General features: G+C 63.9%; 25 protein-coding genes and 1 pseudogene. 9 read left to right on the top strand and 17 right to left on the bottom strand.

Annotation, left to right across the window (positions count from 1 at the left end; genetic code table 11):
• Nucleotides 1-15 precede the first annotated feature (15 nt).
• Genes N4264_RS15670 through N4264_RS15615 form a run of 12 tightly spaced genes read right to left on the bottom strand, consistent with a single transcriptional unit; the run spans nt 16 to nt 11,166 of the window.
• Complete coding sequence (locus tag N4264_RS15670) at nt 16-627, bottom strand: 3-hydroxyacyl-ACP dehydratase FabZ family protein (RefSeq protein WP_261693175.1); 612 nt, start codon at nt 625-627, stop codon at nt 16-18.
• A gap of 5 nt (nt 628-632) precedes the next feature.
• A complete protein-coding gene (locus N4264_RS15665; protein WP_261693174.1) occupies nt 633-1,985 on the bottom strand; it encodes a hypothetical protein in 1,353 nt (450 codons plus the stop codon).
• Nucleotides 1,985-2,770, bottom strand: a complete 786-nt coding sequence (locus N4264_RS15660; protein WP_261693173.1) for an outer membrane lipoprotein-sorting protein — start codon at nt 2,768-2,770, stop codon at nt 1,985-1,987. Before N4264_RS15660 ends, N4264_RS15665 begins: the two co-directional genes overlap by 1 nt.
• The gene (locus N4264_RS15655) at nt 2,770-3,918 is read right to left on the bottom strand and encodes an ABC transporter permease (RefSeq protein ID WP_261693172.1); all 1,149 of its coding nucleotides are present in this window, start codon (nt 3,916-3,918) and stop codon (nt 2,770-2,772) included. Before N4264_RS15655 ends, N4264_RS15660 begins: the two co-directional genes overlap by 1 nt.
• Nucleotides 3,915-4,919: an ATP-binding cassette domain-containing protein gene (locus N4264_RS15650; protein WP_261693171.1), complete on the bottom strand. Its 1,005-nt coding sequence runs from the start codon at nt 4,917-4,919 to the stop codon at nt 3,915-3,917. The genes N4264_RS15655 and N4264_RS15650 overlap by 4 nt, the downstream gene beginning before the upstream one ends.
• Nucleotides 4,916-6,139, bottom strand: coding sequence for a type III PLP-dependent enzyme domain-containing protein (locus N4264_RS15645; RefSeq protein WP_261693170.1), 1,224 nt, complete (start codon nt 6,137-6,139; stop codon nt 4,916-4,918). Before N4264_RS15645 ends, N4264_RS15650 begins: the two co-directional genes overlap by 4 nt.
• Nucleotides 6,136-6,693, bottom strand: coding sequence for a hypothetical protein (locus tag N4264_RS15640; RefSeq protein WP_261693169.1), 558 nt, complete (start codon nt 6,691-6,693; stop codon nt 6,136-6,138). Before N4264_RS15640 ends, N4264_RS15645 begins: the two co-directional genes overlap by 4 nt.
• Complete coding sequence (locus tag N4264_RS15635) at nt 6,690-7,538, bottom strand: hypothetical protein (RefSeq protein ID WP_261693168.1); 849 nt, start codon at nt 7,536-7,538, stop codon at nt 6,690-6,692. Before N4264_RS15635 ends, N4264_RS15640 begins: the two co-directional genes overlap by 4 nt.
• A gap of 18 nt (nt 7,539-7,556) precedes the next feature.
• On the bottom strand, nt 7,557-7,811 hold the full coding sequence (locus tag N4264_RS15630; protein WP_261693167.1) for a phosphopantetheine-binding protein: 255 nt from the start codon (nt 7,809-7,811) through the stop codon (nt 7,557-7,559).
• A gap of 44 nt (nt 7,812-7,855) precedes the next feature.
• Nucleotides 7,856-9,580, bottom strand: coding sequence for an AMP-binding protein (locus tag N4264_RS15625; protein ID WP_261693166.1), 1,725 nt, complete (start codon nt 9,578-9,580; stop codon nt 7,856-7,858).
• Nucleotides 9,581-9,596: 16 nt separating this feature from the next.
• Nucleotides 9,597-10,856, bottom strand: a complete 1,260-nt coding sequence (locus tag N4264_RS15620; RefSeq protein WP_261693165.1) for a beta-ketoacyl-[acyl-carrier-protein] synthase family protein — start codon at nt 10,854-10,856, stop codon at nt 9,597-9,599.
• Nucleotides 10,849-11,166, bottom strand: coding sequence for an acyl carrier protein (locus N4264_RS15615; protein ID WP_261693164.1), 318 nt, complete (start codon nt 11,164-11,166; stop codon nt 10,849-10,851). Before N4264_RS15615 ends, N4264_RS15620 begins: the two co-directional genes overlap by 8 nt.
• A 736-nt stretch (nt 11,167-11,902) precedes the next feature.
• Between N4264_RS15615 and N4264_RS15610 the strand changes: the two genes are divergently transcribed.
• Nucleotides 11,903-12,787, top strand: a complete 885-nt coding sequence (locus N4264_RS15610) for a tetratricopeptide repeat protein (RefSeq protein WP_261693163.1) — start codon at nt 11,903-11,905, stop codon at nt 12,785-12,787.
• Nucleotides 12,788-13,131: 344 nt separating this feature from the next.
• The gene (locus N4264_RS15605) at nt 13,132-14,466 is read left to right on the top strand and encodes a neprosin family prolyl endopeptidase (protein WP_261693162.1); all 1,335 of its coding nucleotides are present in this window, start codon (nt 13,132-13,134) and stop codon (nt 14,464-14,466) included.
• A 193-nt stretch (nt 14,467-14,659) separates the two neighbouring features.
• Here the strand turns inward: N4264_RS15605 and N4264_RS15600 are convergent, their stop codons facing one another.
• A complete protein-coding gene (locus N4264_RS15600) occupies nt 14,660-16,168 on the bottom strand; it encodes a choice-of-anchor Q domain-containing protein (RefSeq protein WP_261693161.1) in 1,509 nt (502 codons plus the stop codon).
• 764 nt (nt 16,169-16,932) lie between these two features.
• On the opposite strand from N4264_RS15600, the gene N4264_RS15595 reads away from it, so the two are divergent.
• From N4264_RS15595 to N4264_RS25870, 3 genes and pseudogenes are all read left to right on the top strand, one after another.
• A complete protein-coding gene (locus tag N4264_RS15595) occupies nt 16,933-17,259 on the top strand; it encodes a hypothetical protein (protein WP_261693160.1) in 327 nt (108 codons plus the stop codon).
• Complete coding sequence (locus tag N4264_RS15590; protein WP_261693159.1) at nt 17,256-17,513, top strand: DUF5985 family protein; 258 nt, start codon at nt 17,256-17,258, stop codon at nt 17,511-17,513. The genes N4264_RS15595 and N4264_RS15590 overlap by 4 nt, the downstream gene beginning before the upstream one ends.
• 7 nt (nt 17,514-17,520) lie before the next feature.
• A pseudogene (locus N4264_RS25870) lies at nt 17,521-17,577 on the top strand (hypothetical protein); the annotation flags it as partial.
• Here the strand turns inward: N4264_RS25870 and N4264_RS15585 are convergent.
• Complete coding sequence (locus tag N4264_RS15585; RefSeq protein ID WP_261693158.1) at nt 17,557-17,709, bottom strand: hypothetical protein; 153 nt, start codon at nt 17,707-17,709, stop codon at nt 17,557-17,559. The pseudogene N4264_RS25870 and the gene N4264_RS15585 sit on opposite strands and share 21 nt — an antisense overlap.
• Here N4264_RS15585 and N4264_RS25865 point away from each other — a divergent pair.
• The 3 genes from N4264_RS25865 (at nt 17,663) to N4264_RS15575 (ending at nt 20,012) form a co-directional block, all read left to right on the top strand.
• The gene (locus N4264_RS25865; protein WP_425508280.1) at nt 17,663-17,785 is read left to right on the top strand and encodes a hypothetical protein; all 123 of its coding nucleotides are present in this window, start codon (nt 17,663-17,665) and stop codon (nt 17,783-17,785) included. The genes N4264_RS15585 and N4264_RS25865 overlap by 47 nt on opposite strands.
• A 208-nt stretch (nt 17,786-17,993) precedes the next feature.
• Nucleotides 17,994-19,685: a diguanylate cyclase gene (locus tag N4264_RS15580; RefSeq protein WP_261693157.1), complete on the top strand. Its 1,692-nt coding sequence runs from the start codon at nt 17,994-17,996 to the stop codon at nt 19,683-19,685.
• A gap of 90 nt (nt 19,686-19,775) precedes the next feature.
• On the top strand, nt 19,776-20,012 hold the full coding sequence (locus N4264_RS15575) for a hypothetical protein (RefSeq protein WP_261693156.1): 237 nt from the start codon (nt 19,776-19,778) through the stop codon (nt 20,010-20,012).
• A 145-nt stretch (nt 20,013-20,157) separates the two neighbouring features.
• On the opposite strand, the gene N4264_RS15570 is transcribed toward N4264_RS15575, so the two are convergent.
• The 3 genes from N4264_RS15570 to N4264_RS15560 all read right to left on the bottom strand — a co-directional run bounded on the left by N4264_RS15570 (nt 20,158) and on the right by N4264_RS15560 (nt 25,374).
• Nucleotides 20,158-20,697 (bottom strand): hypothetical protein, encoded by a 540-nt coding sequence (locus N4264_RS15570; RefSeq protein WP_261693155.1) that lies wholly within the window; start codon nt 20,695-20,697, stop codon nt 20,158-20,160.
• Nucleotides 20,698-20,818: 121 nt separating this feature from the next.
• Nucleotides 20,819-23,587 carry a serine/threonine-protein kinase gene (locus N4264_RS15565; protein WP_261693154.1) on the bottom strand — a complete coding sequence of 923 codons (2,769 nt, stop codon included), beginning with the start codon at nt 23,585-23,587 and terminating at the stop codon, nt 20,819-20,821.
• A gap of 515 nt (nt 23,588-24,102) precedes the next feature.
• Complete coding sequence (locus tag N4264_RS15560) at nt 24,103-25,374, bottom strand: FG-GAP repeat domain-containing protein (RefSeq protein WP_261693153.1); 1,272 nt, start codon at nt 25,372-25,374, stop codon at nt 24,103-24,105.
• Nucleotides 25,375-26,063: 689 nt separating this feature from the next.
• Between N4264_RS15560 and N4264_RS15555 the strand changes: the two genes are divergently transcribed.
• On the top strand, nt 26,064-26,663 hold the full coding sequence (locus tag N4264_RS15555; RefSeq protein WP_261693152.1) for a hypothetical protein: 600 nt from the start codon (nt 26,064-26,066) through the stop codon (nt 26,661-26,663).
• Nucleotides 26,664-26,683: the final 20 nt, after the last annotated feature.

Here is a 26,683-nt window from a genome sequence, read left to right as displayed (position 1 = left end):
AATGAAACGACGTGCTTATGGATGCTGTGTGGACGTATCGCCTTGCAGTGGAAATCCGAATACGCCGGCGCTGCCGCGCCGAAGGTCGTCGACAGGAAGGAATTCGGCGAGCTTGTCCAGCGGTGCCTGTGCCACCAGCAATTCAAACTGGGCGACCGGAAGCGACCCAAGCTGTGCAGTGCCTTTGACTTGCGCGAAATCGTCGCCGACCTGGCGCGCCGTGAGTTCGTAGGTGAGCACGTCACCGGGGCGAACGGGGCGCGTGAATGAACACCGACGGGTGCCAGCCAGCATGCCGACCCGTCCTGGTGCATTGCGACGGGCAATGGGATCGCCTGCCAACATTCCGGCGCCGGCGATCTGCGCAGCAGCCTCGATCAGGAATACCGCCGGAACGACGGGACACTCGGGAAAGTGGCCCGCGATGCCCGCTCCAACCGCGTCCCAGCACGCCTGGCCGATGTAGTGATCGTGACTCAGTACGCGCAGGTGACGAACGAAAAGAATATCTCCGCGATGCGGGAGAAACTGCTGGATCTGAGCGCGATCGAGTTCGAACGGATACAGCGGTATCGGGGGCGCGGCGGCGGGGCGTGGGGTTGCGATGGCGGAAGCGTCGGGTGTCATGGCGTTCACAGGGCGATAGAGAGGGCGACTTGCAAACTCGTACGGGCCGGGACGTCGCCAAACTCTGTGTGGCGATCGCCGGCGGCGTGGGCGAACGTGACGGTCAGGCTGCAGTGCTCCAGGTCACGGGCGAACTGCAGCCAGGTGTAACGGCTGTGGTCGGCGAGATTGGCGCGCGTAAATGCGGTCAGTGCGGTGTCTTTGCCGAAGGGTTCGCGCCAGGCAGCGCGCGCAAAGGCGTACTGGCGCGTCAGGTTGTCCTGTGCCTCCACGGCGTAGGCACGTACCTGCAAGTAGCGTCGCAGCTGATCCACGGATTGTGGATTGGCGAGCGTGTCCCATGCCTGCCGGTCATAGGCGGTTCCGTCGTAGTGCCATTCCAGTGCCGTGGAGAATTTCTCCGTCAGCGTGATGCTGGCGCCGAGCGATGCACGCAGCCGGTATGCGTCGTGTACGTCGGGCAGTGCAAATGGCGCATTTGGATCCCTTGGCGCGAGCGCACGCTGCGCCAGGCTGCCTTCGCGCGTGGCGAGCGCCTCAGCGTAGATGACGGTGCTTTCGCCCGACAAGGTCGAAAGGTTCATTCCCCAGGCCGCACCGCTGGCCGGATCGTAGTGAACAAGCGCTTCGGCCTGCGTCGCTTCACCAAACCGTCGGCTGGCGCGCACCCACGCCTGCGTGTCGCTGTTGCTACGCTCGATGTAGGGCGAGAGAACAGCGCCACTGGGCGAACGGCGCAGCCTCGGCGCCACGACCGCCACGACCGAGCCGTCTGGCCAGAGGCGTTGGGCGCGAATGCCGACCTTGCCGAGCCGGTCGCTGCGGACCAGGGCCGGGTCGTCGGATGGGCGGGCCACGACGGCGTAGCGACGTGCGATATCCGTAGGATTGTAGGCATAGGCGACGCCGATCCGTTCGTTGAAGCGGCCCACGTCCAGAAACGCATCCTTCGCACCGATGCTCAGATAGGCCTCTTTCAACGTATGCGTGATTGCATCAGCGTCCGGCGTCCCCTCGCCGGCGCGCCAGCCGATGTCGATGCGATCGGCGAACACACCGCGCACCTGATCGGTCAGCGGCCGGTCCACATAGATGGCGGCAGAGAACCGCCCGCGCGCGTGGGAAGGCGGCGGTCCGGCGAAGGTGTGCGGCCGCCAGCTGTCGTGGCCCAGCGCCCACTCCAGCATGCCCTGCAGCGCCATGTTCGCCGGCTCAGGCGCATCCGTGTCGGGCATTGCCGATTCCGGAGGTGCCAGGTCCAGCGCCGCTGTTTCATCGGCGCTCGGCGCTTGCGCAGACGCCACGGACGGCGCGAGGCAGCCCATGCAGACGGCCATGAGAATTCGCGGCGCGGCCATCAGTTCTGGAACCTCGGCAGGTAGTCGCGCTGCATCCAGGCTTCGGGAATCTCCTGGGCGGCGAACCCCGCGTAGCGCAGAATCGTTACCCACTGCGCGTTCAGGCCATCGATGATGACGACCTCGGTAGGCCGTTCTTTACCGAGCCAAGGTTCGAATTTCCGGTAGAAGGCGGTCTTGAGCAACTGGCCGCTTGCGGTGAAGAAGCGCGCCTTGATCGGGTTCGCGGTCGCGCGGTCTTGCCAGTATTCGATCGCGGCATAGGTGGCGTCGGGGGTGGACGCAGTCAGGCGCAACTTGTAGGACTGGCGCGTTGCGCGATCGCCATCGGCGACGTCCTCTTCGGCCTCTACCACGGCCTGGTAGTCACGGGCGAACGCCGCATTGACAACATCACCGTTCGCGGCCTGGCCGATCAGGCGTTGCCGCGGTGAAAGGCGAAAGCTCGCGCGGGCCGTCGGATCGTAGAACCAGAGGTCTTTTCCCTGGAAGAGCATCAGTTTGTTGGCGTCGCGTGCGGGCTTTTCGAAGCGGATCAGGTTGCCGTAGCGACCATCACCGTCGGGCCGTGCGTAGACCGTCAGCAGCAGGCTGTTCTTGAGTTTTCCGGCGCGGTACTCGAAGAGCTCCGTCGATAACTTGAACGATTCGCGCGGATTCCGGATAGCGTCGCTGGCCTGAAGCAGCGCCTGCGCGTCCGGTGCGGCCCGCACGGGCAGACAGCTCAGAAGCGCACCCAGCAAGCCGGCGAACAGAACGCGCGCACCCATCGATGTCACGGTCATCAGCGGTGTTCCCCACGAAAGCGAAAGGCGCGGGCGCCGATGACGAGAAACAGCGCGCTCGTTGCCGCGAGGTAGCCGAACAGCGTCCACGGCCACTGGAAGGGCGTGTCAACGTAGAGGGCATCGCGAATCCCAGCCGCCAGCTGGTTGGTCGGCATCCAGTGCAGCACGCGTTCCAGTCCCAGCGGCAGCTCACGCAGGGGAATCGTCAGGTCGCCCAGCAGCAACAGCGGGTAGTAGACGGCATTGCCGACGAGTTCAGCGGCGGCGGAGGAATGCGTGCGTGAGGCGATGGCGAAGCCGATGCTCATGAAGACCGTGCCGCCGGCAACGACGAGCAGAAAGCCGGCGAAGATGCGCTGCGGTGAGACCTGCATCGGCAGGCCGAACACGGTGGCGCCGAGGCTGGCAAAAGCCACTGCCGCAACGACCATCACGATCAGGCGTGCGCCCATGACGCCCAGGAGATAGATGGCCGGACGCAAGGGAAACAGGGCGAGGGGTTTGAGAATGTTCTGCTCGCGCTGCCCGGTCAGCGCGTAGGCCAGCGACAGGACGCCCCCGGACAACAGCATCAGTACAATGATTCCGGAGAAGAGGAACCGATCAAAACCCAAGGGCTCCGCGGTACCGTGACGTGCCTGACGCACCACCTCGACAGTCGCCGCCGATGGCGTCCTCTCCAACGCATATTCCAATGCGGTGCGCTCTATCGACTTGATGCCCAGGTACAGCGCCGAGCTGTAGCCGGGGAGATAGTCCAGCACCACGCGCGGCGGCGCAGCGGCATCCCGGCCCGCGTGAATCCGAAGCGAGATGTTGGACTCCTGCGGGCTCGACGATGGGACAAACTCCGCGCGATAGAGCGTGGCTTCGCGCAGGCCAAACTGAATTCGTTCGGCGAGCGCCTGGCTGGCGGCGTCCTCGTCCGCCACGATCGCGATCCGCAGCGCACCCAGGTCGCGCCCGATCGCAAACCCCAACATGACAAACAGCAGGAGCGGAAAGATGAAGACCCAGAATATGGCCATCCGATTGCGCAGGTAGGCGCGCAGTTCGTTGGCCATGACAGTGCGCAGCTGGTTCAGGCGCGAGGGACGCGTCATCGCCAGCAGCGACGGTGTGGGAGCGGCCACGGTGGTGCTCATGGCATCACCTCCGCCAGTTCGGTCACGCCGCCTGGCGAGATGCGCATTGGCGCGGCGTGGGCAGCCCGGGGCCCGGTACGGACCAGGTCTTCCAGCTGCGAGCGGCCAGACTCAAACGACACCCAGCCGTGCTCTGGCGCGCGCTGGGCAATTTCCGCATCCAGGGGGCGACTGCTGAACAGCAGCAGGTGATTGGGGTGACTGCGCTCGACGCGCTGCAACGGAATGCCGGACGCGTCCAGTTCCAGCAGCAGGCAGTCGATCTGCGCCGCCTCGGCGGAATGGATACGCGTGCGGTAAGCGCCCAGGTGCCGGTCGAGCAGCATGGCCTGGTTGCCGCGGTCAACGACGCGTCCCTCGTGGATCCACACGAACGCGTCACACAACGCCAGTTCGTCCGGTGTGTGTCCGACGATCAGAAACGCCGTGTCGGCCAGCTCCGGACTATTCCGGAGCAAGTCGGCAACCAGATCGACGTATCGTCGGTCCAGCCCCGTCATGGGCTCGTCCAGCAACACCAGGCGCGGGCGGTGCGCCAAGGCGAGGTACAAATACAGACGCTGGCGCTGTCCACGCGACAGCAGGCGTGCGCGCAGACTCAGTAGTTCGTCCAGCGCCAGCCGCCGGTGGAGATCCGGCCACGGGCAGGCGTACAGCGACTGGTGCAGGGCCAGCACCTCCCGCACCGTGGTGTACAGCGACAGCTCGCTTTGCTGGAGCACGACGCCGCATTGCGCGCGCAGGGCCGGGTCGCGGGGGAACGCCTGCAGGGGTTGTCCCAGCAGGGTGCCCTCCAGGCGATCCATCTCGCGCAGCCCGACCAACGCTTCAAGCAACGTGGTCTTGCCGCAGCCGTTGCGGCCGATGACGCCCAGGCGCTCTCCGCGGGAGACCGTGATACCGGCCAGCGCGAGCGTGAAACCTTCTGCCGTCGTGCTCGCGTGCGCCAGGTGCAGGACGGCGTCGGAGCAGGATCGGGCAACTGCGCCAGCCCTCTTCATTCGGCGTCGACCTCGGCGCGCACGTAGAGCCGCGGCGGCGGCAGCGACAGAAATTTCGACACCGTGTAAGAACTGTTGTACGCACCGCAATCGTCGAACAGGCAGTAGTCGCCGGACTTGGGCCGATGCGTGGTGGCCTGTATCTGGCCAATCACATCCTGGCGGCTGCACGAACTTCCGACGAATTGCACGTCGGTGGCGTCCGTGGCGGGGGCGTGCGTCGGCCAGAGAGTGGGGCTGCGGTGTTTGCGCAGCATGCCCTCCGTTGCGGCCAGCAGAAAGTTCTGGCCCATTCCGCCGTCACAGACGGCAATATGGCGTTGACCAAGTGTCTTGGTCGTCACCACGCGCGTCACAAACACGCCGGCTCGCGCGAACACGCCGCGGCCCGATTCGTGCGCGAGTGTGTAGTGATCAGCCAGCGCGGACAGCGAGGCGCGGTAGCGCGCGAATGCTTCCGTCTGTGACTCCCAGTCTTCGCTGAACCCGCCGCCCAGATTTACGTAGCGAAGACGATGACCCAGGCCACCTTCAATCGCCGGCAGCATTTGTGCCACGACTTCGACGTGCGCTACACCGTCGTTGACGAAATTGTGGGAGCCATTGAATGCGTGAACGCCGTCGACGGTGCAGCCAGCCGCGGCCAGGAGTCGACCAGCGATAACAGCGTCGTCCACCTGCATGCCGAAATGGTCGTGGCGCGGCAGTCCCCGCTGCGCACCGCTGTTCAAGCGCAGCAGAGTGCGCGTTCCATTGCGCGGCCGCGGCAACCGGGACAGACGCTGCGCCTGGTCGACACTGTCAACGATGAAGGTGCAGCCCGACACCGAAGCGGCCTGCATGAACTCCTGATCCATGGAGGGGTTATTGACGAACTTGGTCGTGCTGACCCGACCGACGGCCTGGCCCAGTTCACCGATGCTGGCCAGCTCCACGCCATCGACGAATGCCGGCGCGCAGCGCATCAACAGGTCGACCAGGCTATTGGCCTTGAGTGAAACCACCAGTTGCGTACCGAGCGCCTGCCGCAATGCGGCGTAGCGCGCACGCACCACTGCCGCATCGAAGACGTAGGCTGGCGTTTCCAGCGCCTGGATTTCTTCTGGCGCTAACGGTCGCATGCGAAGTCCGTTGGCGTACGCAGAATCGAACGCGTGCAGGCGTGCGGCAGGCGCGTCGCCAGACATCAGCGAAACAGTGGAAGCGGCGGCGTGGTTCATGGGGAGAGTCGGCTTTCGGAAGTGGAGTGCCAGGAAGCGGCAGCGTCGTCGCAGTCCAGTGTTTGCCACGCGCTCGCGCGTCCGAGTGCGTGGAGAAACGCCGGTAAAGGGTCGCTTTCGTGAATGCGTGAACCCGCCAGCAGGCTCAGTCGGTTTCCGCCGTATTCGTGTGGTTCGCGGCGCAGACGAACACGGGCGGCGAACACGCCTCGCCGGGCGGTCCGGAGCCAGTAGGCGAGTTCGTCATCTATGCGGTCGGCGATGAGTACATCGGCGCGCAGCAGGGATTCCGGCACTGGAACCCCCAGCGGCCGGGTCACTTCCAGCAGCACGGGCGCATCGAACTGGAGCGTCCGGGCCTGTGCCACCAGGCGTTCGATCAGTTGGTAGAACTGGCCGTAGCCCAGGAGGATCGGCGTCGTCGAGGGGTGCGCCAGCTCGTTCATGGCGGCGTAATCGTCGATGGCGCGGAACGGTGGTGTGCGCGCATCGGCCGGCGATGGCGTTGCGAAAGGCGTCGTGCGCAACTGCAGGGTCAGGGACCAGGTGTTCATGCGGCCATGTCCACCGTGCATACCGTGCCGGCACCCACGGTCACGCGCCCGACAGCGTAGTAACCGTTGAGAGCCAGCGAGCCGAGAACATAGTGGATCTCGCCGCCGCGTTCAGCGTGATCGTGGCCCAGGGCGATCCACGGATCGCAACCAAAACAATGGCCGTAGCTGTCGTGACGATCCGGCACGGCACGCAGGTTCGGAATCATCTTGCGGAACGCGCCCCGCGTGGGTTCCGGAAAGAACGGCACGGCAAGCGTGGCGTCGCCTGCCCGCTGGTAAGCCTGGCGAAGAACGCCGCCGAACTTCATCATCGAACGGTCGACCGGAGCGCAGCCAATCTCGATGGGACCATCGTCGCCGCGGGGATCGACATCGACGAGAACGGTGGCGATGCCGAAGCGGGCGTTGCCGTAGGTCCGCGTCTGCCAGGTGGCGCGAATGCCATGCATGTCGGCATCTGCGATCTGCATGAGAAGCCGGCGTGGCCGATCCTCATGACGGGCTTTGATCAGTGCATTTCTCAACAGCAGCGCCCAGTTGATGCACTCGTAGACATTCACCGACAGCTGCGGCAGTCGGCCACTATGTTCGGCAATCACTGCACGAAACGATTCGCGCAGCGATTCCGGATCGGACAACAGGGGCGAATTGAGCGTAGAGCCGAGGACATAGTCGTCGACAGGGGCCATGTCCAGCAGTGGTTTTGCGGCCTTGCCGATCGCCGTGGCGAAACGTTGCACCGTATCGTCGGCACTGTCAGTCGCGGAACGCAACGGTGTCGGCAGAATCCGGTAGTCCAGGCGAGCAACGCGTAGGGCCGCACGGTGATCGGCAGCATTCATGACAGTGCGGGTTCCTGGTCAGGCCGCAGCCGCTGTCGTGAGGCTGTGGAGCTGCCGGTCGAGATCGGCGAGCGTCGTGAAGGCGGAGAGTTCGATCTTCTCGGGGTCGAAAACACCATAGAGCTGCTCACAGAAGACGATCATCTCGATGATGTTCAGCGAATCCACACCCAGTTCAGACAGGCTTACGTCAGTGGGAGCGTTGCCCGCCCCGGTGATTCGGCCGACTTCGCGCGCGAGCAACTCCAGGGTATTCGGAGCAGTGGTAGTCATGGTTGAGGGCTCTCTTATTGACTGCGGTGGGATTGGACGGTGGCTCAGACGAGCGCGTTGCGCGTTTCGGCCGGCAGGGCGACCTCTATCCGCGGCAAGCTGCCGTCGGTGTAGCTACGTGCACACTCCACTCGCTGGATCTTGCGCGACGTAGTACGCGGAATGAGTCCGCGCGAAACAAAACAGATTTCACTGGCGCCAAACCCGAACTCGGTACGCAGGAGTTCCTGCAGTTCCAGGCGAAGACTGGCGAGATTGCGGTAGTCCTCGGGCTCGACCGCGACGACCAGACGCTCGCTGCCCAGCTTGGCGTCGGCGACGCCAAAGGCGGCAACGCGTCCGATGTCCACGTGGGGATGACGCGCAATACATTCCTCGAATTCGTGCGGGTAGTAGTTGCGACCGCGAAGAATGATCAGTTCCTTGATGCGTCCCAGCACATACAGCTCACCATCACGGAGGTACCCGAGGTCGCCGGTCGCATAGAAGCCGTCGCGCATGACGAGGGCAGTTCGCTCCGGATCGCCGTAGTAGCCGCGCATCAGGCATACGCTCTTGACGTGGATGTGGCCTACGCCGCCTTCGGGCAGCGCATTGCCATATTCATCGCGGACTTCGATCACCGTGGAGGGCAGTGGAGGCCCCAGACTGAGTACTGGGTCTGTCGGCGCGCGGTGCTCGTCGACGGCAGTCGCGTCGACCGTGTCGCAATACACATGCTGCCCGATCGTTCCAGTGTGCCGGCCGTCGGGCACAGTGATGGCGAGGGTGAGTTCCGCCGAGCCGTAGCATGGGTAGATCATGTCGCCGGTAAAGCCGTAGGGGCCGAAGGTGTCGACGAAGTCGCGGACGGTCTCGAAATGCACCCGTTCGGCGCCGACGACGAGGGCGCGGAATCCGGACAGATCGACGCCGTGCATGAGCTCCGGGCGGAAGCGGCGCACGCAGTAGGCGAGCGCAAAATTCGGCGCCGCCGATGACGTACCGCCGAATCGGGAGATGTTCTTGAGCCACCCGAGCGGATTGCGGATGAAGTCTTCCGGTGGCTGCAGCACGATGCTCACGTCGTGCACAAACGCCGAAAGCAGCGCAATCAATCCCATGTCATGGAACAGCGGCAACCAGATGACGCCGCATTCCTTGGTGAGATCGGCCTTTCCGGCCTGGGCAGTCAAGTAGATATTGCTGAGGACATTCCGATGCGTCAGCGCCGCGGCCTTCGGTCGCCCGGTGGAACCGGAAGTCAGCTGCAGATGGTGCAGGTCGTCGGGCTCGCCACGGTGGACTGAATTCCGGTCGAGCGGCGCTGCCTCGCACAGTTGATCAACGCTCATCGCGATCGCCGCCAGCACCGGGTCCCGCTGCAGGCTTTCCGCCAGCGCTGGTACGGCGATCAATGCCTTTGGCGTGAGCGATTCCATGGCCGCAAAGACATGATTCGACAACTCCGGTGCCGGCATGTCTTCACCCGGCGCCGGCACGCAGCAGGGCAGGCATCCTGCCAGCACTGCTCCGCAGAACGGCACGAGATAGTCTTCGCGCGAAGGCAGGGCGATGAACACGATGTCGCCGGCGCCGATGCCGCGTTCACGCAGTCCGCCGGCGACACGCAGTGCCGCGCGCGCGGTGGCCACGTGGTCCATCGCACGTTCGGCACGCTCCCGCGTCAGGATGACGCGGGACGCAGACGTGCTACGGCTCCCATCGAGGAACGCGAGGATCACGTCCGTCATGGTGGCAAAGTCATATGTCGGCAACTCGGCGTGCATGCGCATATCCGCGGGATCAGTGAGTAGGGGCTCGGGCGACCAGGCTGACGTTGGTTCCGCCGAAGGCGAAGGAGTTGGAGATGACGGCGCTCAACCCGGCGCATTCGCGGCCGTGTTGTGGGACATAGTCCAGGTCGCAACGGGGATCGACATCGGTCAGATAGGCCGTCGGCGGGACACAGCCTCGCTCCAGCGCTTTGACTGCGATGGCGAACTCGAGAGCACCGGCACCGCCGATCAGATGCCCGTGCATGGACTTGGTGGAACTCACCGCCAGCCGGTGCGCGTGATCGCCGAATACCTGCTTGATCGCATTGGTTTCGCTGATGTCGCCGGCGTCCGTCGCCGTGCCGTGCGCATTGATGTAGCCGATGGACTCGGGTGCACAACGCGCGTCATCCAACGCCCGGCGAATGGCCCGTATCTGGCCATCGGTCGAGGGCATTGTGATATGTGACGCGTCGCTGGACATGCCGTAGCCGGAGAATTCGGCGTAGCAGCGGCGGCCATCGCGTCGTACGCGCTCTTCCGACTCCAGCACGAGTGCGGCGGCGCCTTCACCCAGCACGAATCCACATCGGTCGCGCGAAAACGGCCGGCAGCTGGCAGCAATGTTGTCCTGGGCGCGTGACGCCATGACTCGCAGTGCATTCCAGGCCACGAACGGCCCGGGCAAAAGCATCGCCTCGGTGCCCACCACGACAATGACTTCGGCATAGCCGTGCTTGATGGCGCGATAGGCTTCACCAAGGGCAACGGCGGACGATGAGCAGGCGACACTGTAGGTCTGTGTCGGACCGCGCATACCGCCCAGAATCGACAGCCACGCCACGGATGCGTTGGCCATTGCCGTCGGCACGGTGAAGGGATGGACTACGGTCGGATTGCCGGTTTCGCCGTCTACACGATGCAGTCGCTTGTAGAAGCGTTCGTAGATCTGATCCAGCGTGGCGGCGCCACCCATGCCGATGCCGGAGAAGACGCCGGCGCGGTCCTTCTCCTCTTCTGTCAAGGAGAGTGTTGCATCGGCCATGGCTTCGCGCGCAGCCAGAAGGGCGAATTTTGTAGCGCGATCCAGCGTGCGCTCTTGCCGGCCCAAACGCTCGTCGAAGCTGTCGTCGATGCGGGCCGCAATGGCGTCAGGCAGCCACTGCTTGACGGCCGCTGGCGCCTCGCCGATGGCACCTTCGCCGGTCATCAGGCGATTGAACGAAGCGGGGAGATCCGGGCCAAGGGGCGTGATGGCGCCCATGCCGGTTATGAAGACCTTACGCATCGGCCGTCGCGCCGGCAGGGGCAGGCACCGGTTCCGATCCGGCATTCTTCGAGGAATCTTGCTTGTTTTCCACCAGTTCCGCGATGAATGCGTACAGTTCCCGCAGATTGAGTTCCTTCAGTGGCATGGGGTCGTCGACGTGCACGCCGTATTTGTCTTCGACCTCGAACAGCATTTCGATCACGCTGAGCGAATCAAGGCCGAGCTCGGAGAGTTTGCGCTCCGGATCATCGAGCTTGTCCGGCGAAACTCCGGCCGAACCGACCATGTAGTCCTTGATCATTTGCTCAATCGCAATAGTTGTACTCATGGACGAAATTCCTCGTAGTAGCCGGTGTATCGACACGGGCTTTGGCGCCTTGAGATCCCGGCAGGAAAACGGGCGCACGCCGTCATGCCGTTGTCGGCAACACCGGGGATTGAGCCGCTGGAATGGCTTGCGAAATTTGGACAAAGGCAGCCCGCAGCGGCGCTGTGTGCGACACCGTGGATTCCTTAGATCTTTCTGCCAGCGCTTCGCGCCGTTCGCACGAATGCACGCCGGTTGATGCAGGTGGTTTGCCTGCAATCGCCAAGAATTACGGGAGTGAGCGAATTGCTGCTTGTCGATTCGGCCGTTTCGTCGCAGGTGGACGATGGCCGATGTGTAGACGCGCTTTGGATGAAACGTTTAGCGCGACTCAGACCGCCCTGTTTTGCTCACGCCGCTCCCCGCGGCGACACACTGCCAAATTCCTTAGCCATTATTCGCAGATCAAAATCCGTGATCTATTTCCCCGACTCCGAATGTGCGGTGTTATACGTCGGTGAAATATTCACGTCAATAACCTAAATTCACAACTGACAGCTAATTTCGCGAATGGAACAAATTTGCGTATCAACGGCAAATTTTGTTGCGGTGCCGCGTGGATGTGATATTTACTTTTAATGTAGTGGCGTGTTTTAGGTCGTATTAGTGATTTCAAAATACCAATACGTGCAGCGATGCCAACCGGCGACATCTTTGCTATCGCGCAGTTAAACCCACTGAAAACAAGAAGAATCCCATGATAAAGGCCATCGGATTTTCGATTCTGCTGGGTGGAGGCCTGTACCATTTGGCGCCCGGCGCATCGCCGCCGATGAATACGGTAGAGAATGCACTTGTTGACGGCGATACAGACGCTGCCGTAGCGAATGCGCAAGAGTGGACAGGCAGGGAACCACAATCCGCGAGCGCATGGCACTGGTTGGGCCTGTCGCTGGGGAAGCGCGCCGAGGACGCCTCCATACTGACCCGTTTGCGTTGGGCCGGTCAGGCGCGTGAAGCGCTGGAGCGCGCCCGTCAACTTGACACCGCGGATGCCGAAATCCAGCTGGATTTGATGGCGTTCTACGCGCAAACGCCGGCCGCGCTGGGTGGTGGGGCGCAAAAGGCGCGGGCGGAGCAGGTGGCGTTGGCGTCGCGCAACCGTTTGTTGGGCCGGGTTGGCGCGGCGATCATCGCGCGGCACGTCGACGGTGATCCGGAAGCGGCTGAGCGGCATTTGCGCGGCGCGTTGATCGATGCGCCGACCGATCTTCGGGTCCTCAGGCCGCTCAATGCCTTGTTGCTCGAGCAGAAGCGCGCCGCGGATGCTCGCGCGATGTGGCGGAGCGTCCTGGACGTCTCACCGGACCAACCGTTCGCCCTGTACATGACAGGCCGTCTTTGCCTGGACATGAACTCGGATTTCGAACAAGGTCTGGCTCAACTGGATCGGTACATTGCCATTGGTGCTAGTGCATCCGATGTACCGGAAGCCAATGTCCATTGGCGCCGCGGGCAATTGCTGGAACGCCTCCGTCGCCCGGCTGAGGCTATCGCGGCGTTAGACCGGGCCGTTGAGCTGCAGCCGAAACTCCGTGAAGCCGCTGCTCTGCTGGCGCGCCTTCGGAAGGCTGCTCCGTAGCCGCCTGCAGGTTTTAAGGGCCCGGACTTCCGCAGCCCGTTCCGGGCGCGTCTGCGCGACGTGGCCCGGTGCAGCAGGAATCTTTTCCCTGGAGAAGCCCGCCACGCCAGGACGGGGCAAACGGGCGTCTGTGAGTCGCTGCTGTCAAGTTGTCGCCACCCGGCGTTCCAGGGGTGGGGGGCTTGGCGTCTTGCACGTTTCCATCAATGCCTATTGGGACAAGGTTGCCCAATCGGCGTTTGATGGAAAGTGCTCCTGATTGATCCGCCGACGTCGTTTGCGGACCTCGGGAGCGCCTGCCAGAAGGTTCACAACACGACGATTCACAACAAGAGGCGATCTTCATGAACGACGTAATGCGCCGGTACGCCGGCGTGTCTGCGCTGCTGCTGCTGTTGGCGGCGCCAATCTCTCATGCCCAGGCCGGGTCGGAAAAGCAGGAAGCGCCTGCCGTACAGGACGACGAACTCGACCCGGACGAGTACCAGCGACGTAAGATTCGCATCGTCAAGTTCTTCGAGGATCAGCGTGCGCGCTACGAGGTGGTCACATCCACGGTGACGAAGTCCGGTCAGATCCTCGACTGGATCAAACCCGAGTCACAAACCGAGGGTGGCGCGATTGCGTCGCCTCCCCGGGAGATGTACCCGCATCCGTACGCGGAGAGCGTCAGCAATCCCTATCTCGACGCAGCGAAGCATCCGATTCGCAAGGAGGGGGTAGCGCTCACCGAGTTGCAGCTGGATGGAGCGGCGATGGGGCCACCCGGAACTGTGCCCATCGTGCGTTTCGACATCGACAGCTATCTGAACGAAGTGCGCTATCTGCCGGCCGACCCGCTGGATATCGTGTCGAAACTGCCGCCCCCGGCGCCTTCGTCGAACAATCGGTACTACGCGGTCTGGCATCGCTTTGGCGACGTGTTTGGCACCATCGGACGGGTCAATATCTGGGATACGGAAGGCCCGGTTGGCAATGAAACCTCGATCGCGCAGACTGCCGTCATCCGCGGTACACCGATGCAGGCCATCGAGGCCGGCAAGATTGAAACCAGCGGATTCAGCCCTGCGCGTCGGCCGGTGTTCTTCACCTATTACCGCACGGCGGGATCCGCGTCGGGAGATTGGGCAGGGGGATACAACACGCTGGTGCAAGGCTGGGTGCAGGTGTCGCCGACGGTGGCGCCGGGCATGTCGCTGATTCCGTGGGCCAGTGCAACCGATGGCGAACAATACAGCCTCGACGTCGAGGTGCGGCTCTGGGAGGGCAATTGGTGGGTGCGTGCGGCCGGTGAATGGGTCGGGTATTACCCTCACTGCATTGGCGGTGCGGCACCGCCTTGTGAACGCGGCACGTTGTTCTCCGAGAAGGGTATCCGCGATATTGCAGACCGCCTGGACTGGTACGGCGAAGTCTTCGACAGCCGGGCTCCGGCAGCAACGTCCACGGACATGGGCAGCGGCGCCTACGCCAATACGCATTTCCGGCGTGCCGCCTATTTTCGCAATTTGCTCTATGTGTGGGCACCGGCGACCGCCTGGTGGTTCGACGCCGGATCCATCTCGGTCACCGACGCCAGATGCTACAGCGCGGACGGCCCGTTCTACAGTGCCGATCCGAACTGGAGAAACTGGTTCTACTACGGTGGGCCGGGGGATGAGGGAGCCGGTTGCGACTAGGCTGCCACGGCGAAACGGACGAGCCACGTAGCAGCCGGCCTTCTAGTCTTCACGTTGCTGACGTTCCCGCGCGTCGTCGGGGACACCTGTTGCCGGGTGTCCCCGTTTGCCGCTCTTGTTCCGCTGTCAGAACCGGCAACCGCCCTGTCGTATCGCCCGGCAGTGCCGTGCGTATTCTGGTGGAACGGTGTACTTACTCAAACCCGTCGGCAAACACCCGGTCGAATAGTTCGTAGGCGCCGACATCGCAGGTGGCCGTGCCATCGCCGTCACCATCGAAGGGACGGGGGACGCCCCGCTGATCGAGCGCTTCACACTGGCTGTCGTCGCCGCGGTCGATGGCCGGGCTGGACGCCTTCAGGGCAAGGGTCAAGGTGCCGCCGCCGTTATCGGCCAATGCCTCGACACCGCGGTCGGCGACGGCGGATTGGTCATTGGACTGGCTCAAGCCGCAGGTCGCGTCCGGACCTTCCAGGTTGCCGCCGAGACTCGTCACGGCACCCGAACAGGCGTCGCCGTCGAACAACGTGTTGGCCACCGTGAAATAGACGCCAGCACCGTTGATCGCGAAGGTGTTTGCCGCCGAACCGTCGGTGCGATTGCCGCTGAACGTGGACTGGCGCAGGTTCCAGGTGGCGCTGGCGCCACTGGTGATGCCGCCGGCGGCAACGGTCCGCTGCACACTGCCCGTGTGTGCGATATTTCCGGCGAAGGTCATGTTGCTCAGGTGGAAAGTGACATCGCCGCCGCCGTTGCCCAGACCCCCGCTGACGATGGACATGTCGGCGGTCACCGTCGCCGAGTTTCCGTCCACGAGCGTGTGGCTCATGGTGATTGTCGTACTGCCGCAACTGTTTCTCATGCCTCCCGCCGCAGAGGTGGAACCCGTTGCTTCGTTGGCGTGGATGCGGCTTCGCGTGAGGTGCAGCGAACAGAACGTCAGTCCGCCGGTCATGAGCGGTCCCGGACCGGTGCCGGTAAACGTGGTCAGAGCGGTGTTGTTGCTGATGACAGTGTCGCTAATGTCGCAGGTCGTGCCGTCGCAGGCGACACCACCGGCGAATGCACCCGAAGCGCGCAAAAACGTCGCGGTGTTGTGATCGATCTGCGACTGCCGTAGCGTCAGATCGTTGGCGAGCACACCGCCGGCCCCGAAGGAGAATGCGCCGGTGGCCGTCGTGGTGTTGTAGGCGACACGCGTACGGTCCAGGACGAGCACGCCGCTTGACGTCCCCAGGATTCCGGCGGCGACCTGGCTTGGCGTGCCCCCGTCGGAGGATGATCCGCCCTGGACGGTCAAGCGGCGAAATGTGGCCGACCCGCTCTTGACGTGGAAAACCCGGTCCAGATTCTGGCCGTCAATGACCGTTGTTTCCATCCCGGCGCCGCTCAGCACAAGGTCGGCCAGGATGTCCAGGTCACCGCTTGCGTTCTGGTCGTCACCCGTTCCCGCGATCGCAAGGTCGTAGCTGCCGGCCGGCACTTCGATCGTGTCCGCGCCGCTGCCGGCGACGCAATCGGCTGAGCCGGATTGGTTGTCGTTGTTCGCGTTGGTGATGGCCTCGCGCAGGCTGCACTGTCCGTTGAGCGTGAGCTCGTCGGTGGTCGTGGAAACGGTGATCGTGCTCCCGCCGATGCTGCCGGCGAGGGCAGGGACTGCGGCGGCCAGCACGGCCAGTCCCACCGCGATGCGGTGTGCCATGGTGAACTCCTCGTTGACTGCCGCTCCGGGCGAACGACACGCACCTTCGCAGGGGAATGTGCAGCCAATATGGAGGCAATGTCGTGCTCTCGTCGACGGTCATCACTTTGTCTCGCATGAAGTGGCCGTGACGGACACCGCCCGTCACACATCCCGACAGCAGCAGCGACAAAGCCCAGGTGACCTATACGGATTTCGCGAAGGGACTCATGACGTTCTCCTCCGGGCGTGAGTCACATCCTACGTATTCCACGGTTCGGGTCGCTGACGTGCATCAACTGGGAATGGTGGAGCCGTTGGGTCTTGTCGGGCTCGGCAAGCCGGCGGGCGTCAGGCGTGTCGGCGCGGTGGCCGGCTTCGCCGTTGACGAAACCGCAACGTTTCCTCGCTGATAATGGATAGACCGTGACGCCAGTACCAGCGGATTCGCTGCGCCGGATGCTGCGTTGGCCGTAGCAGCGCAGGGCGGGGTCCTCCTTCGTCACGATTGCAGAGCGGCGTGGGATCCCGTACCGCCGCGCATACGCGCCACGACTGCTATACCCGCGTCCGGGGCGGGGGTGCGGCGGTCCGTGGGGCGAGTAGCTCACAATGCCGGGTCGATCGTTGCCGGGAGCGCACGCAATCCGTGCTGGCAACGGACACTTGGGGCAGGATCGGCAGGCGATCGGAATGCCGGCAATTCAGGGGCGAATATGACAGGGGGCACAATACCCGAGGAACTTCGCCGGTTCTTGCTGACGAGCGGAATCTCGGTGCCTCACGTGGAAGCCATTTTGCTGCTCAGGGCGGAGCCTTCCACCGCGTGGGATTCGACGCGGTTGGCGCAACGACTGTACCTGCTCGACAAGCGTGCTGACCAGTTGCTCCGCGACCTTGCCGAACTGCGCATTGCCGAGCAATGTGCACCCGGCCCGTCCTGTTACCGGTATTTGCCCGCGACGCCTGAGCTGACGCACCTGGTGGACGCCCTGGCGGACACCTATGCCAAACATCTGATCGACGTTACCCACCTCATCCACGGCACACCATCGGTAGTGGCGGAGACATTTGCTGCGGCGTTCCGCTTTTCCAAGGATCGAGGACTATGACGAACCTCGTATACACGCTCTGCGGATTGACCTCGCTCCTGTGTGCATTCCTGCTATTGCGCAGTTTCCGGCGCACGCGGCATGCGGTCCTGCGCTGGAGCGGCCTTTGTTTTGTGGGCCTGACGGTCAGCAATTTTGTCCTGATCATCGACAAGATCATCCTGCCGGACGTAGATCTGTTGACGTATCGTCTCTGGCTGACGGAAATATCCCTGTTGCTGCTCGTCTACGGACTGCTGTCCTCGCGCGAATGAGGGTGCGATGAACAATTTCATGCTGGGGTCGATCGCGACGACGTCACTGATCATCGCGATCATCTTCTTTCGCTTCTACCGGACGACCCGGGACCGCTTCTTCCTTTTTTGCTTCCGCATTCGTGCTGGAGACCATCGGTCGTTGCGCCATGGTCACTGTCGCGCTGCCGCAGGAGGAAAGCAGTGTTGTATACATTGTGCGAACGCTCAGCTATTCGCTGATTCTGTTTGCGATCGTGGACAAGAACCTGCCCAGGAAACGGAACGGCTAGGTCGATCGGGACGGCGTACTCTGTCACGGCAGAGCTCGGCGCCGTCATGGTCCGGTCCGGGCGAGGTCGGTTCGGGTCGGCGCCGATCGCCGGCAGCGCTCGGATGGCATTGGCAGTGCTGTCTGCATACCATGGATACCACTGCTCCGGTGGTCGTCGAACTGGCCGGTGCTACCGAGCCCCGCGCGGCATACGCAATGGAGACGGCATGGTGCAATCCTTCAAGGCACGGCTCTTGATCGCGTTCCTGGCCACCGGGCTGCTGTTCGTGCTGATCGGTGTACAGGTGGATGATCGCGCCCGGGAATTCGCAACAACCGCGCTGCGCGTTGCCGCGGCCATCGAGAAGAAGGAACGCGCCGTCCGCGTGCAGTCCGATCTCAAGGCCGTCGAATCGGCCCAGCGGGCCTATCTGATCACCGGCAACTATTCGGAACTGGAAAAATACATCGCGCTGCAGCCGGATTTGCATCGGGCGCGCCACGAGTTGCTGCAGTTGGTGGGCGAGACGCAGCCTGAGCTGTTGCAGACGTTAGAAAGGCAGATCAATGAGCGCCTGGCCATCCTGGCGGAAGTCCTGGCCGTGTACCGGACAGCCGGGCCCGCTGATGCTGCCGCCCTCGTGGCTTCGGGCCGTGGTGCCGCGGCCATGGATGCGGTGGATCACACGATCGCCGAACTGGTCGCCCGCAGTGACGCCGACTTCACAACCCTCACAGCGCGCATGAGCGACGTGTCGCGGGAGTTGCGCCTGTCCATTCCGGCATCGTTGTTTGCCTGCACGCTGTTCCTCGGCGCTGTGCTGTTCACGGTTTTCCGGGAGCAGAAGCAACGCATCACGACCGAGGCCGAGCTGCAGGATACAGCCCAGACGCTGGCGAGCTCGATCGCGGAGATGCGGCAGATTACGCACGACGCCAACCAGCTCACCGAACTGTCGGAGCTCTTGCAGAGCTGCCTCAATCTCGACGAGGCGCGCGAAGGCCTGCGCGGAAAGCTGAGCACCTTGCTGCCGGGACTAGGGGGACGGCTGGCCCTGATCAATGCGTCGCAGTCCACCGTGGCGATCGGCGCGCACTGGGGGCAGCACGGGTTGCTGGCGGAATCCATCTTCCTGCCCGACGACTGTTGGGCGATCCGGCGCGGACGGCCGTTCCCGGCCGGTTCGCATCCCGAAGGCTTTGTTTGCCGCCATGTCCACTTCCCCAATCCGGACGAGCCGGATGCGACCTACGTATGCATCCCGTTGGCCGCGCAAGGCGAGGTGTTGGGCGTGCTGACGCTCGACGCCCCACGACTGATCACGCCCGCTGAACGCGAACTGGCTCTGGCAGCGGCCAGTCATGTCGGCCTGGCCTTGGCCAATCTGCGTCTGCAGCAAACCTTGCGCACGCAGTCCATCAAAGATCCGCTGACCGGCCTGTTCAATCGCCGGTACCTGGAGGCGTCGCTAGAGCGAGAGGTAAACGGCGCGATTCGTCGGCGCTCGGCGTTGTCGGTCCTGATGGTCGACATGGATCACTTCAAACAGGTCAACGACACCCATGGTCACGAGGCAGGCGATGCCGTGCTGGCCCAGTTGGGTGCTTTGCTGCGTAGCGCATGCCGGAGCGAGGACGTGGTGTGCCGCTATGGCGGCGAGGAATTCGCGATCGTCCTGACTGATGCGACTCTGGAAGCCGCCCAGCGACGCGCTGAAGCGATCCGTGCGGCCGTCGAGCAGATGGAGGTGGAACATCGCGGCCGAATGCTCGGCCCATTCAGTGTATCCGTGGGCGTCAGCGTGTTTCCGCTCAACGGCTCCACGCCGCAAGACCTGATGCGGCATGCCGACGCTGCTCTTTACCAGGCCAAGCGCAGCGGGCGAAACCGCGTGGTTTTGGCCGAGGCAGAAGCCTGAGCGGGTGACGGAAAAGGTGCGGGCGGCGCTACGTGGGCAGTTCAATGTGGAACAGCCGGCTGGGCCTACGATCCCACACTCCATCGCTTCGTGGCCTGGAGTGGTGGAAACGCCGTCCAGCTGCTGGATGTGGATAGCGGAACGTGCACGGCGCAGAGCTTTCCCGGCGGTCCGGCGGCGGTCAGCAGCGGGACATTCGGGCGCTTCCGTTGCGCGCCGCGACCGGGCGTGTATGTCGTGTGCAACCGCATTGATGACAACTGCTACATCCTGCGATTGAGCGACCGCATCTACGGCAACGGGTTTGAGGCGTGGAATGGGGCGTAGGGTGGTTGAGTGTGCGGCGATTATGAATTTGCGGCCAGATTTCATACTCGAATGGCAGCGTCGAGCGAAGCACTTTCACGAATACCTGATTCTCGCGCTGGGTTACCCTCGGGCTGACAGTGATGCGTGAGCATACGAGGAAAGGTCAGTGCGCACGCCGCCACGCGGTTGCCAGGCTCCATGCAGGACCGAATAGGAACCAGAGCACGATGCAGCCGAAGGCGTGTCTGTGCCACGCAAGCAATGGCTGAGCGGATTCGGTGTTGCCAACCAATTGTACGAGCACTTCGACCAGGGTCATCGTAATGAGGCAGGCGGCAACGCATCGGGTCCATAGCGTGAAGTCGTAACGCACAAGCCCCCATCCGCGGGAGGGGGCTGTTGTGGGCGCTGGGCCAGCAGCGAACCTGTGGGCAAAGTGCTCGTCGGACCACTTCACTGCTATTCCTCCAAAGGCGATCGTGAAACCGATGTAGGCGGCTGCCAGCCCATGCGCAAAGGTGGCCGTGGTGCCGCGGCGCAGATCGGTTGCCGTGAAAATAATGAGCAGAAAATCAATCAGCGGCAGACAGACGAGGAGCGCACGGCTCAGTCGCTCATTTCGGATCAGGTAGCGGATTGCGAGGGCCAGCAGAAGGACGACCCAGAAGCCAATCTCACACGCGACGATCAGCGCATAGATCAAGTAGGACTCTTTCGGCATGTTCCTGGATGTTCAGGTTGCCTGGCTCGGCTGGAAGCATGTCGCGGCCATTACAGGCTGCTCCTGGAATGGCTGGGCCACGGCGAATACCCGACGCTCGCGCTCACGGTATTTCCTTCGCGTCGTGCCCACGTGGCCGGTCAGCCTCCGGCCAGGCGCTGTAGAGCGCTCGCAACGCCTCGGCGCATCCGGCGCGCATCCGTGGGTCCTCGATGGGATCGCTCTCGATAGTTCTTTCGGCGTCGCGCAGGTTGCGTTCGGCGGCGGCATAGTCCTTCAGGCCGGTTTGCGCCTCGCCGAGCGCTATGAGCAGTTTCGACAGGTTGAACAACTTTGCGCCAGAGAACGCCTTTCGGCTGGCGTCCTCGATCGGCGCGAGCAGGGCTACCGCGTCGGCATGACGCCCCTGTTTCACGCGCAACTCGCCAAGACGGATTGTCGCGCGCATCGTGTCCGCGCCTCTCTCGCCGAAATGCGCTCTGCGCTTTTCGACGGCGCTGACGAGCAGTGGCTCGGCTGCGTCGAACTTGCCGGAATTCGTGTATACGGTACCCAGGTTCATTTCGAAGGCCAGCGTCGCCGGGTGCGCGGGGCCATAAACGCGACGCGCCTTGTCCAGCGCTTCGATGTAATACGGTTCGGCCTCCGCATGCCGGCCCAGCTGACCCAGCAGGATCGCCATTCGGTTATAGGTCTTGATGGTCTCCGGATGCATTTCTCCTTGCACGCGAAGCCGGCGTTCCAGCTCATCGCGCAGGAGCGGTTCGGCCTCGACCGCGCGTTGCTGCTCAAGCAAGTTCGCCGTCAGCAGCGACAGGGAATTCAACGTTTCCGGGGCGTCCACGCCAATAACCCGCCGTCGCGCTTCGAACAATTCGCGCGCCATCGGCTCGACTTCCGTTGCCTTGCCCTGGTCGTAGAGCGTCATGGTGAGCGCGTGCAGCGCCGTCAGCGTCGCGCGGTCGTCCGGGCCCTGCAGGCGCCGGCGCCGGGCGAGCAGTTCGCGCTGCAGCGGTTCGGCTTCCGACTGTTTGCCCTGCTGCTGCAGCAAACGGCCCAGGCTGTCCATCGATTCCAGCGTGTCGAGATGATCGGGTCCGAGCACACGTTGGCGCTGCTCCAGCGTCGGGCGCAGAACGCGCTCGGACTCGTCCAGCTTGCCGCGCATCCGCAGGATCTCGCCGAGAGCATCTTTCGACGCCAGCGTGAGCGGATGTTCTGCGCCGAGCGTTCGCTCGTGCAGCGCAACGGCCCGCTCCTGCAGGTGCTGACCTGCTTCCCACAAACCCAGGTTCATGTAGCGCGCAGCAAGCACCTCCGTCAGTCGCGCGTCGAGGAGCGGCTGATCCTTGAAGGTGGTATCGATCGCGCTTACCGCTGGCTTCAGGATCGTGCCGTCGATCAGCGCGAGCGCCGCATCGGTAGCGTTCAGCATTTGCCATTCCGCTTCAAATGCCGCCAGTCGCGCGACGCGTTCTTTTTCGTCAACGCCGGCTTTGGTCAGTGCCGCGGCGAGGCGTTCGGTGACATCGGTCGTCAGCAGTCGACCGGCATTCGCAGGATCGATCTGCTCGAGCATGTGCGCCTGGAAGCGTGACACCTGCTCCAGCTCCGCAGCGCGCGCCTGTGCAATGTGCGCCTGCCATGCAAATCCGATGAGGCCGAGCACCAGCGCGAGGATCGCCGCAGTACCCGTCGCGACCGATACCTTGTTGCGCAGCACGAACTTCTGCACGCGATACCAGGCATGGCCGCCGCGCGCCTGCACGGGCCGCCCTTCGAGGTACCTGCGCAGGTCGGCGTCAAGCTGTTCGACCGAGGCGTAGCGCTCGTGCGGATCCTTGCGCAGGCAGCGCTGGATGATGCCGTCGAGATCACCCTTGAGCTGGCGGGCGCGCGCCACGCCATTGCCCGGCGTACGCAACGCGGCACTGCTCGGCTGGGGAGGCGGTACCGACAGGATATGCCGCTCGATCTGTCCCGCTGTCATTCCGTTGAAGTCGAAGGGACGCGCGCCGACCAGCAGCTCGTACAACAACAGTCCCAGGGCATAGACGTCGCAGGCGACGCCCACCGCCTTCCCGCTGATCTGCTCGGGCGCCGCGTAGCTGGCCGAGAAGTAGCGCTGCGCCGTTGCCGTCTCGTCAGCGCCGGGGAGGGCCGGCGCTGCCTGCAAGAGCTTGGCGATGCCGAAATCGAGGAGCTTCGGCACGCCGCCGGCAGCAATCAGGATGTTGCCGGGCTTCAGGTCGCGATGGACGATCAGTCCGCGATGCGCTTCGGCGACGGCACTGCAGACCTTGCGCACCAGTTCGACGCGCTGGCGCACGTCGAGGCGTTCTCGATCGCAGTACTGCGTGATCGGCAGGCCGTCGACATACTCCATCACGTAGTAGGGCGTGCCGTCGGGCAGCTGCGCGGCATCGAGCAGTCGCGCGATGTGCGGGTGGTCGAGCGCCGCCATGACCTGGCGCTCCAACTGAAAGCGTTTGAGCGTGCTCGCGTCGAGCAGCTCGCGCCGCACGAACTTGATCGCAACGGTCTGGCTAACGCTGCCGTCGACGCGCTCAGCACGATACACCGTACCCATGCCGCCGTTGCCCAGTTCCTCGTGCAGCTGCCAGGGGCCGACGCGCAGGCCGAACAGCGGCGCCTTCACGGCCCCGCCCGTGATCAGCGTGCCGAATACATCGGCGACGAACTGCGCCGTCGTGTCGCGATAGAGCGCATCCGCGGCAAGCAACTCCCGCAACTCGGCGAGGAGCGCCGTGTCGCCCGCGCATTCGCGTTCGAGCATCGCATCACGTTGCTCGGGGGGCAGATCGAGGACTGCATCGAACAGTGTCTGTAGCCGGTCGGCGTCGTGGGTCATCTTGGTGTGTCGCTGCAATGTGCGCCTGTGGCGTTCAGGGCAACGGCGGCTCGGCCGAGCCAGGCCCGCGCGAAAACGCCATTGTTGCACGAGCGTAGGGGGCGACACGCCGCATAAGGTGGTGAACGTCTTACCAGTGAGACCATACGGGCGTGTTAAGTCCATGACGTGCACGCAGGCTCGAAAGACGTCAGACAACGCCTTAGGCGTCTTGTCGAGTCAGATCCGGTCGATTGTAGGCACCACATCGTCACGATTCGTCGAGCGATGACGAGCGCCATGCACCCGTTGCGTTATCGGTGCCCCGTGAACGTCAATCGTCGATGCACTTCTTTACATTTGGAGCCGCCCGACATCCCCGGGGCAGGTCGACGACATCGATCCAATCGTCCCGATCCGTGGATGTTCCGGGCATGAGCTCAACGTCACCGATAGTAGGGGCGACCGAGGTCAGCCAACTGTCGTCACGCGACGGCGCTAAAGCCGCCCGGCGCATTCTCCGCCCGGCGGCTGACTCACGGCTGATCGGGCCAACGCATTCCCCAGCCGTCGGCGAAGATGCGGTCGCGGTTGCCGTCGTAGCGGAACACCTCGAACGCGTTCATGCGGGAGCCGAACAACGCGACGTCGAGCTGGCCGTCGCTGTCGTAATCGCCCAGGACCACGGAGCCCAGTGGCGCGCGCGCGCCGGCAAACGTCAGCGGGCTGGCCAACGCACCCGTGCCCGTGCCCGGGTAAACAGCAAACGAGGGACAGGTGTCGTCCCAGATAGGTTGACCTTCGGGATCGAGCGTCCTGCATGCGCTGCCCGCAATCCCCAGCACCGCGTCCGGGTGGCCATCGGCGGTCACGTCGGCCAGCCGCAGGCCCACGGGAAACAGTTCCGGGCTGCGGACGTAGAGGCCTTCCAGGGGGTAGAGCGATGGCGTGGCGGAGAGGTACGGAGCGGACGCCGAGCGATTGAGTAGCACGCGCAGAAACGAACGCGATTGGTCGGCGTCGTTCAGTGCGTATACGGCGTCGGCCTTGCCGTCTCCGTCCGCATCGCCCGTAGCCAGGCCGTAGCTGTCCGCATCGCTCGCCGCGCTCAGGGGCGGCAGATCGCTGCGGGCGAACGGCGTGGCGCCGGGCTGGTTCACGCCGACGCTGACGGCGGCATGGTCGCCGGCAGTGAGGATGTCCACGCGGCCGTCGCCGCCGAAATCGGCCAGCGCCAGAAACTGCGAACCCGGTACGGTGGGCGCCGACGCCGGGGTGTCGAACCCGCCCGCGGCGCGGCCGAAGCTCACCCTGTTGGTGCCGGCGTAGTCCGTGCTGACCACGTCGGGTATGGCGTCACCGTTGACGTCCGTGATGGCCAGCGCCGCGGCGCGGTACGGCAGCGTAGGCCCGGCGGTGAACATGCCGCCCACCTGGCCGTAAATCACCTGGAGGGCGTCGGGGGAGCTGGAATAGACGAGGTCTGTGCGGCCATCACGGTTGAGATCGCCACCGGCCACCGCGCACGAGCCGCCGCAGGTGAACCCGGGCAGCGTGCGCTGGACGAACCGGCCCGCGGACACGTTGGCGAAATACATCAGCGGCGCGTTGCGCGCGGCGATCAGCACGTCGTGGCGCTGGTCGCCGTCGAGATCAAGACCGCCCGTCACGTTGTAGACGAGCAGGCCTATCCCGCCGCTGAGCGGGAACTGCTGCCGGAAATGCAGAGTGAACGGCGCGGGCGCGGCGGCGGCGGAGAGCGCCAGGGCCAGGCCCGGCGCGAGAAACGCCAGGGATCGCACGGTCATGGGGAAGTCGCTGCAGGGAAAAGGCGACTGTCGCCGTCGCGCAGGCGGCCGTCCCGACGAAACGTTCCGGGTTCGTCACAGCCATGGCGTGATTGCCGCCGCGGTGATCCCGAACGTCACCCCAGGTGATTGATTTTGCACCCGGATATTTTCGTCGACGCGTGTGGCCTGCGGGCTACGTCACGCGCCAGATTCGGGTGGATATCCACCGGAGCGCGTCGGATCTGATGGGGTATGCGCGCGCACGGATCCCGTCCACCGGGTCGGCGGCGACGAATTGCTGCGCTGCCAGCACCTCGGCACGGCGTCGTGCTGCCTCGCTTCGCGCATGCAGTGCTTCGGCGGCGGCCACCGCCGGGGTCGCGGCATCCAGCTCTTCGATCTTCCCTGAAGGTCACGCTCAAAGGCGCGGGGCCAGAACCCTTAGAGCGCGAGCCGAGGTGGCGCGGGACTTATCGCACGACGCCTCCGGACGCCTGATCGGTTGTCACCAGATCGACCATTTGAAAGCCATTTCCTGGAAGGTCAGCGACGGTTCTCCCGCTTGTCGAGCGTGGTCGGACTCGTGCTTCCGGGCAGGGCCATCCTGTCGCTGTTCGCCATCCTGAAACGTTCTGGTGACGCGTGGCGTGATTCACCGTCGGATCGCGTTCTCCTGCAACTACCTCGTCAAAGTGAAGGAATCGTGGATGAGCAACACATTCAGGTCATTGGCCCGGCTCGGGATCGTCAGCGCAGGACTGTTCAGCACCGCTATCACGAGTGCCGCGAATCTCGTCATCAACCCACACTTCGACCAGGATCTCAGCGCCTGGTACCTTTTCCAGGCCTTCGACGTGACCGAGCGGTGGAGCCCCGTTGACTCGGCAAACGACCTGCATTCCGGATCGATCCAGGGGACGCTACCGGCCAATGGGACATTCCGCATGCCGATCTACGCGGTGCAATGCGTGACGGTACAGCCGAACAAGACGTATGCGATTGGCGCCACGATCTTGCTGCCGGGCCAGACAACACCGGCCACAGCCTTTTCCACCATCTTTGCCAACACCTACACGAATGCCGGTTGCTATGGCAATTCGGCCCGGAACATTGTCGCGCCGAATGTCACGGCCACCAATGTCTGGACGCCGACTGAGCTGAGCGTCACAACGGAAGCTCAGGAGCGATCGGTCCAGCTGAACCTGCGCGTATTCGCCCCCAGCGGCACGACCCTGACATCGCATTTTGATGATGTGTACGTTATCGAAATTGCGGACGGGGTCTTTGCGGACGACTTCGGCGGCTAGGTCTGCCGCGGCGATGCTAC

Source organism: Tahibacter amnicola (assembly GCF_025398735.1).
Taxonomy (GTDB): domain Bacteria; phylum Pseudomonadota; class Gammaproteobacteria; order Xanthomonadales; family Rhodanobacteraceae; genus Tahibacter; species Tahibacter amnicola.
This window is presented reverse-complemented; position numbering and strand designations above follow the sequence as displayed.

Bases quoted from the DNA above. Each gene is read 5' to 3' on its own strand.
- N4264_RS15655 (WP_261693172.1), bottom strand. From the start codon at position 3,918: ATGAGCACCACCGTGGCCGCTCCCACACCGTCGCTGCTGGCGATGACG.
- N4264_RS15590 (WP_261693159.1), top strand. From the start codon at position 17,256: ATGACGAACCTCGTATACACGCTCTGCGGATTGACCTCGCTCCTGTGT.
- N4264_RS15625 (WP_261693166.1), bottom strand. From the start codon at position 9,580: ATGCACGCCGAGTTGCCGACATATGACTTTGCCACCATGACGGACGTG.
- N4264_RS15645 (WP_261693170.1), bottom strand. From the start codon at position 6,139: ATGAACCACGCCGCCGCTTCCACTGTTTCGCTGATGTCTGGCGACGCG.
- N4264_RS15660 (WP_261693173.1), bottom strand. From the start codon at position 2,770: ATGACCGTGACATCGATGGGTGCGCGCGTTCTGTTCGCCGGCTTGCTG.
- N4264_RS15580 (WP_261693157.1), top strand. From the start codon at position 17,994: ATGGTGCAATCCTTCAAGGCACGGCTCTTGATCGCGTTCCTGGCCACC.
- N4264_RS15670 (WP_261693175.1), bottom strand. From the start codon at position 627: ATGACACCCGACGCTTCCGCCATCGCAACCCCACGCCCCGCCGCCGCG.
- N4264_RS15615 (WP_261693164.1), bottom strand. From the start codon at position 11,166: ATGAGTACAACTATTGCGATTGAGCAAATGATCAAGGACTACATGGTC.
- N4264_RS15650 (WP_261693171.1), bottom strand. From the start codon at position 4,919: ATGAAGAGGGCTGGCGCAGTTGCCCGATCCTGCTCCGACGCCGTCCTG.
- N4264_RS15560 (WP_261693153.1), bottom strand. From the start codon at position 25,374: ATGACCGTGCGATCCCTGGCGTTTCTCGCGCCGGGCCTGGCCCTGGCG.
- N4264_RS15585 (WP_261693158.1), bottom strand. From the start codon at position 17,709: ATGTATACAACACTGCTTTCCTCCTGCGGCAGCGCGACAGTGACCATG.
- N4264_RS15600 (WP_261693161.1), bottom strand. From the start codon at position 16,168: ATGGCACACCGCATCGCGGTGGGACTGGCCGTGCTGGCCGCCGCAGTC.
- N4264_RS15605 (WP_261693162.1), top strand. From the start codon at position 13,132: ATGAACGACGTAATGCGCCGGTACGCCGGCGTGTCTGCGCTGCTGCTG.
- N4264_RS15665 (WP_261693174.1), bottom strand. From the start codon at position 1,985: ATGGCCGCGCCGCGAATTCTCATGGCCGTCTGCATGGGCTGCCTCGCG.
- N4264_RS15630 (WP_261693167.1), bottom strand. From the start codon at position 7,811: ATGACTACCACTGCTCCGAATACCCTGGAGTTGCTCGCGCGCGAAGTC.
- N4264_RS15635 (WP_261693168.1), bottom strand. From the start codon at position 7,538: ATGAATGCTGCCGATCACCGTGCGGCCCTACGCGTTGCTCGCCTGGAC.
- N4264_RS15555 (WP_261693152.1), top strand. From the start codon at position 26,064: ATGAGCAACACATTCAGGTCATTGGCCCGGCTCGGGATCGTCAGCGCA.
- N4264_RS25865 (WP_425508280.1), top strand. From the start codon at position 17,663: ATGGTCACTGTCGCGCTGCCGCAGGAGGAAAGCAGTGTTGTATACATT.
- N4264_RS15565 (WP_261693154.1), bottom strand. From the start codon at position 23,587: ATGACCCACGACGCCGACCGGCTACAGACACTGTTCGATGCAGTCCTC.
- N4264_RS15620 (WP_261693165.1), bottom strand. From the start codon at position 10,856: ATGCGTAAGGTCTTCATAACCGGCATGGGCGCCATCACGCCCCTTGGC.
- N4264_RS15610 (WP_261693163.1), top strand. From the start codon at position 11,903: ATGATAAAGGCCATCGGATTTTCGATTCTGCTGGGTGGAGGCCTGTAC.
- N4264_RS15640 (WP_261693169.1), bottom strand. From the start codon at position 6,693: ATGAACACCTGGTCCCTGACCCTGCAGTTGCGCACGACGCCTTTCGCA.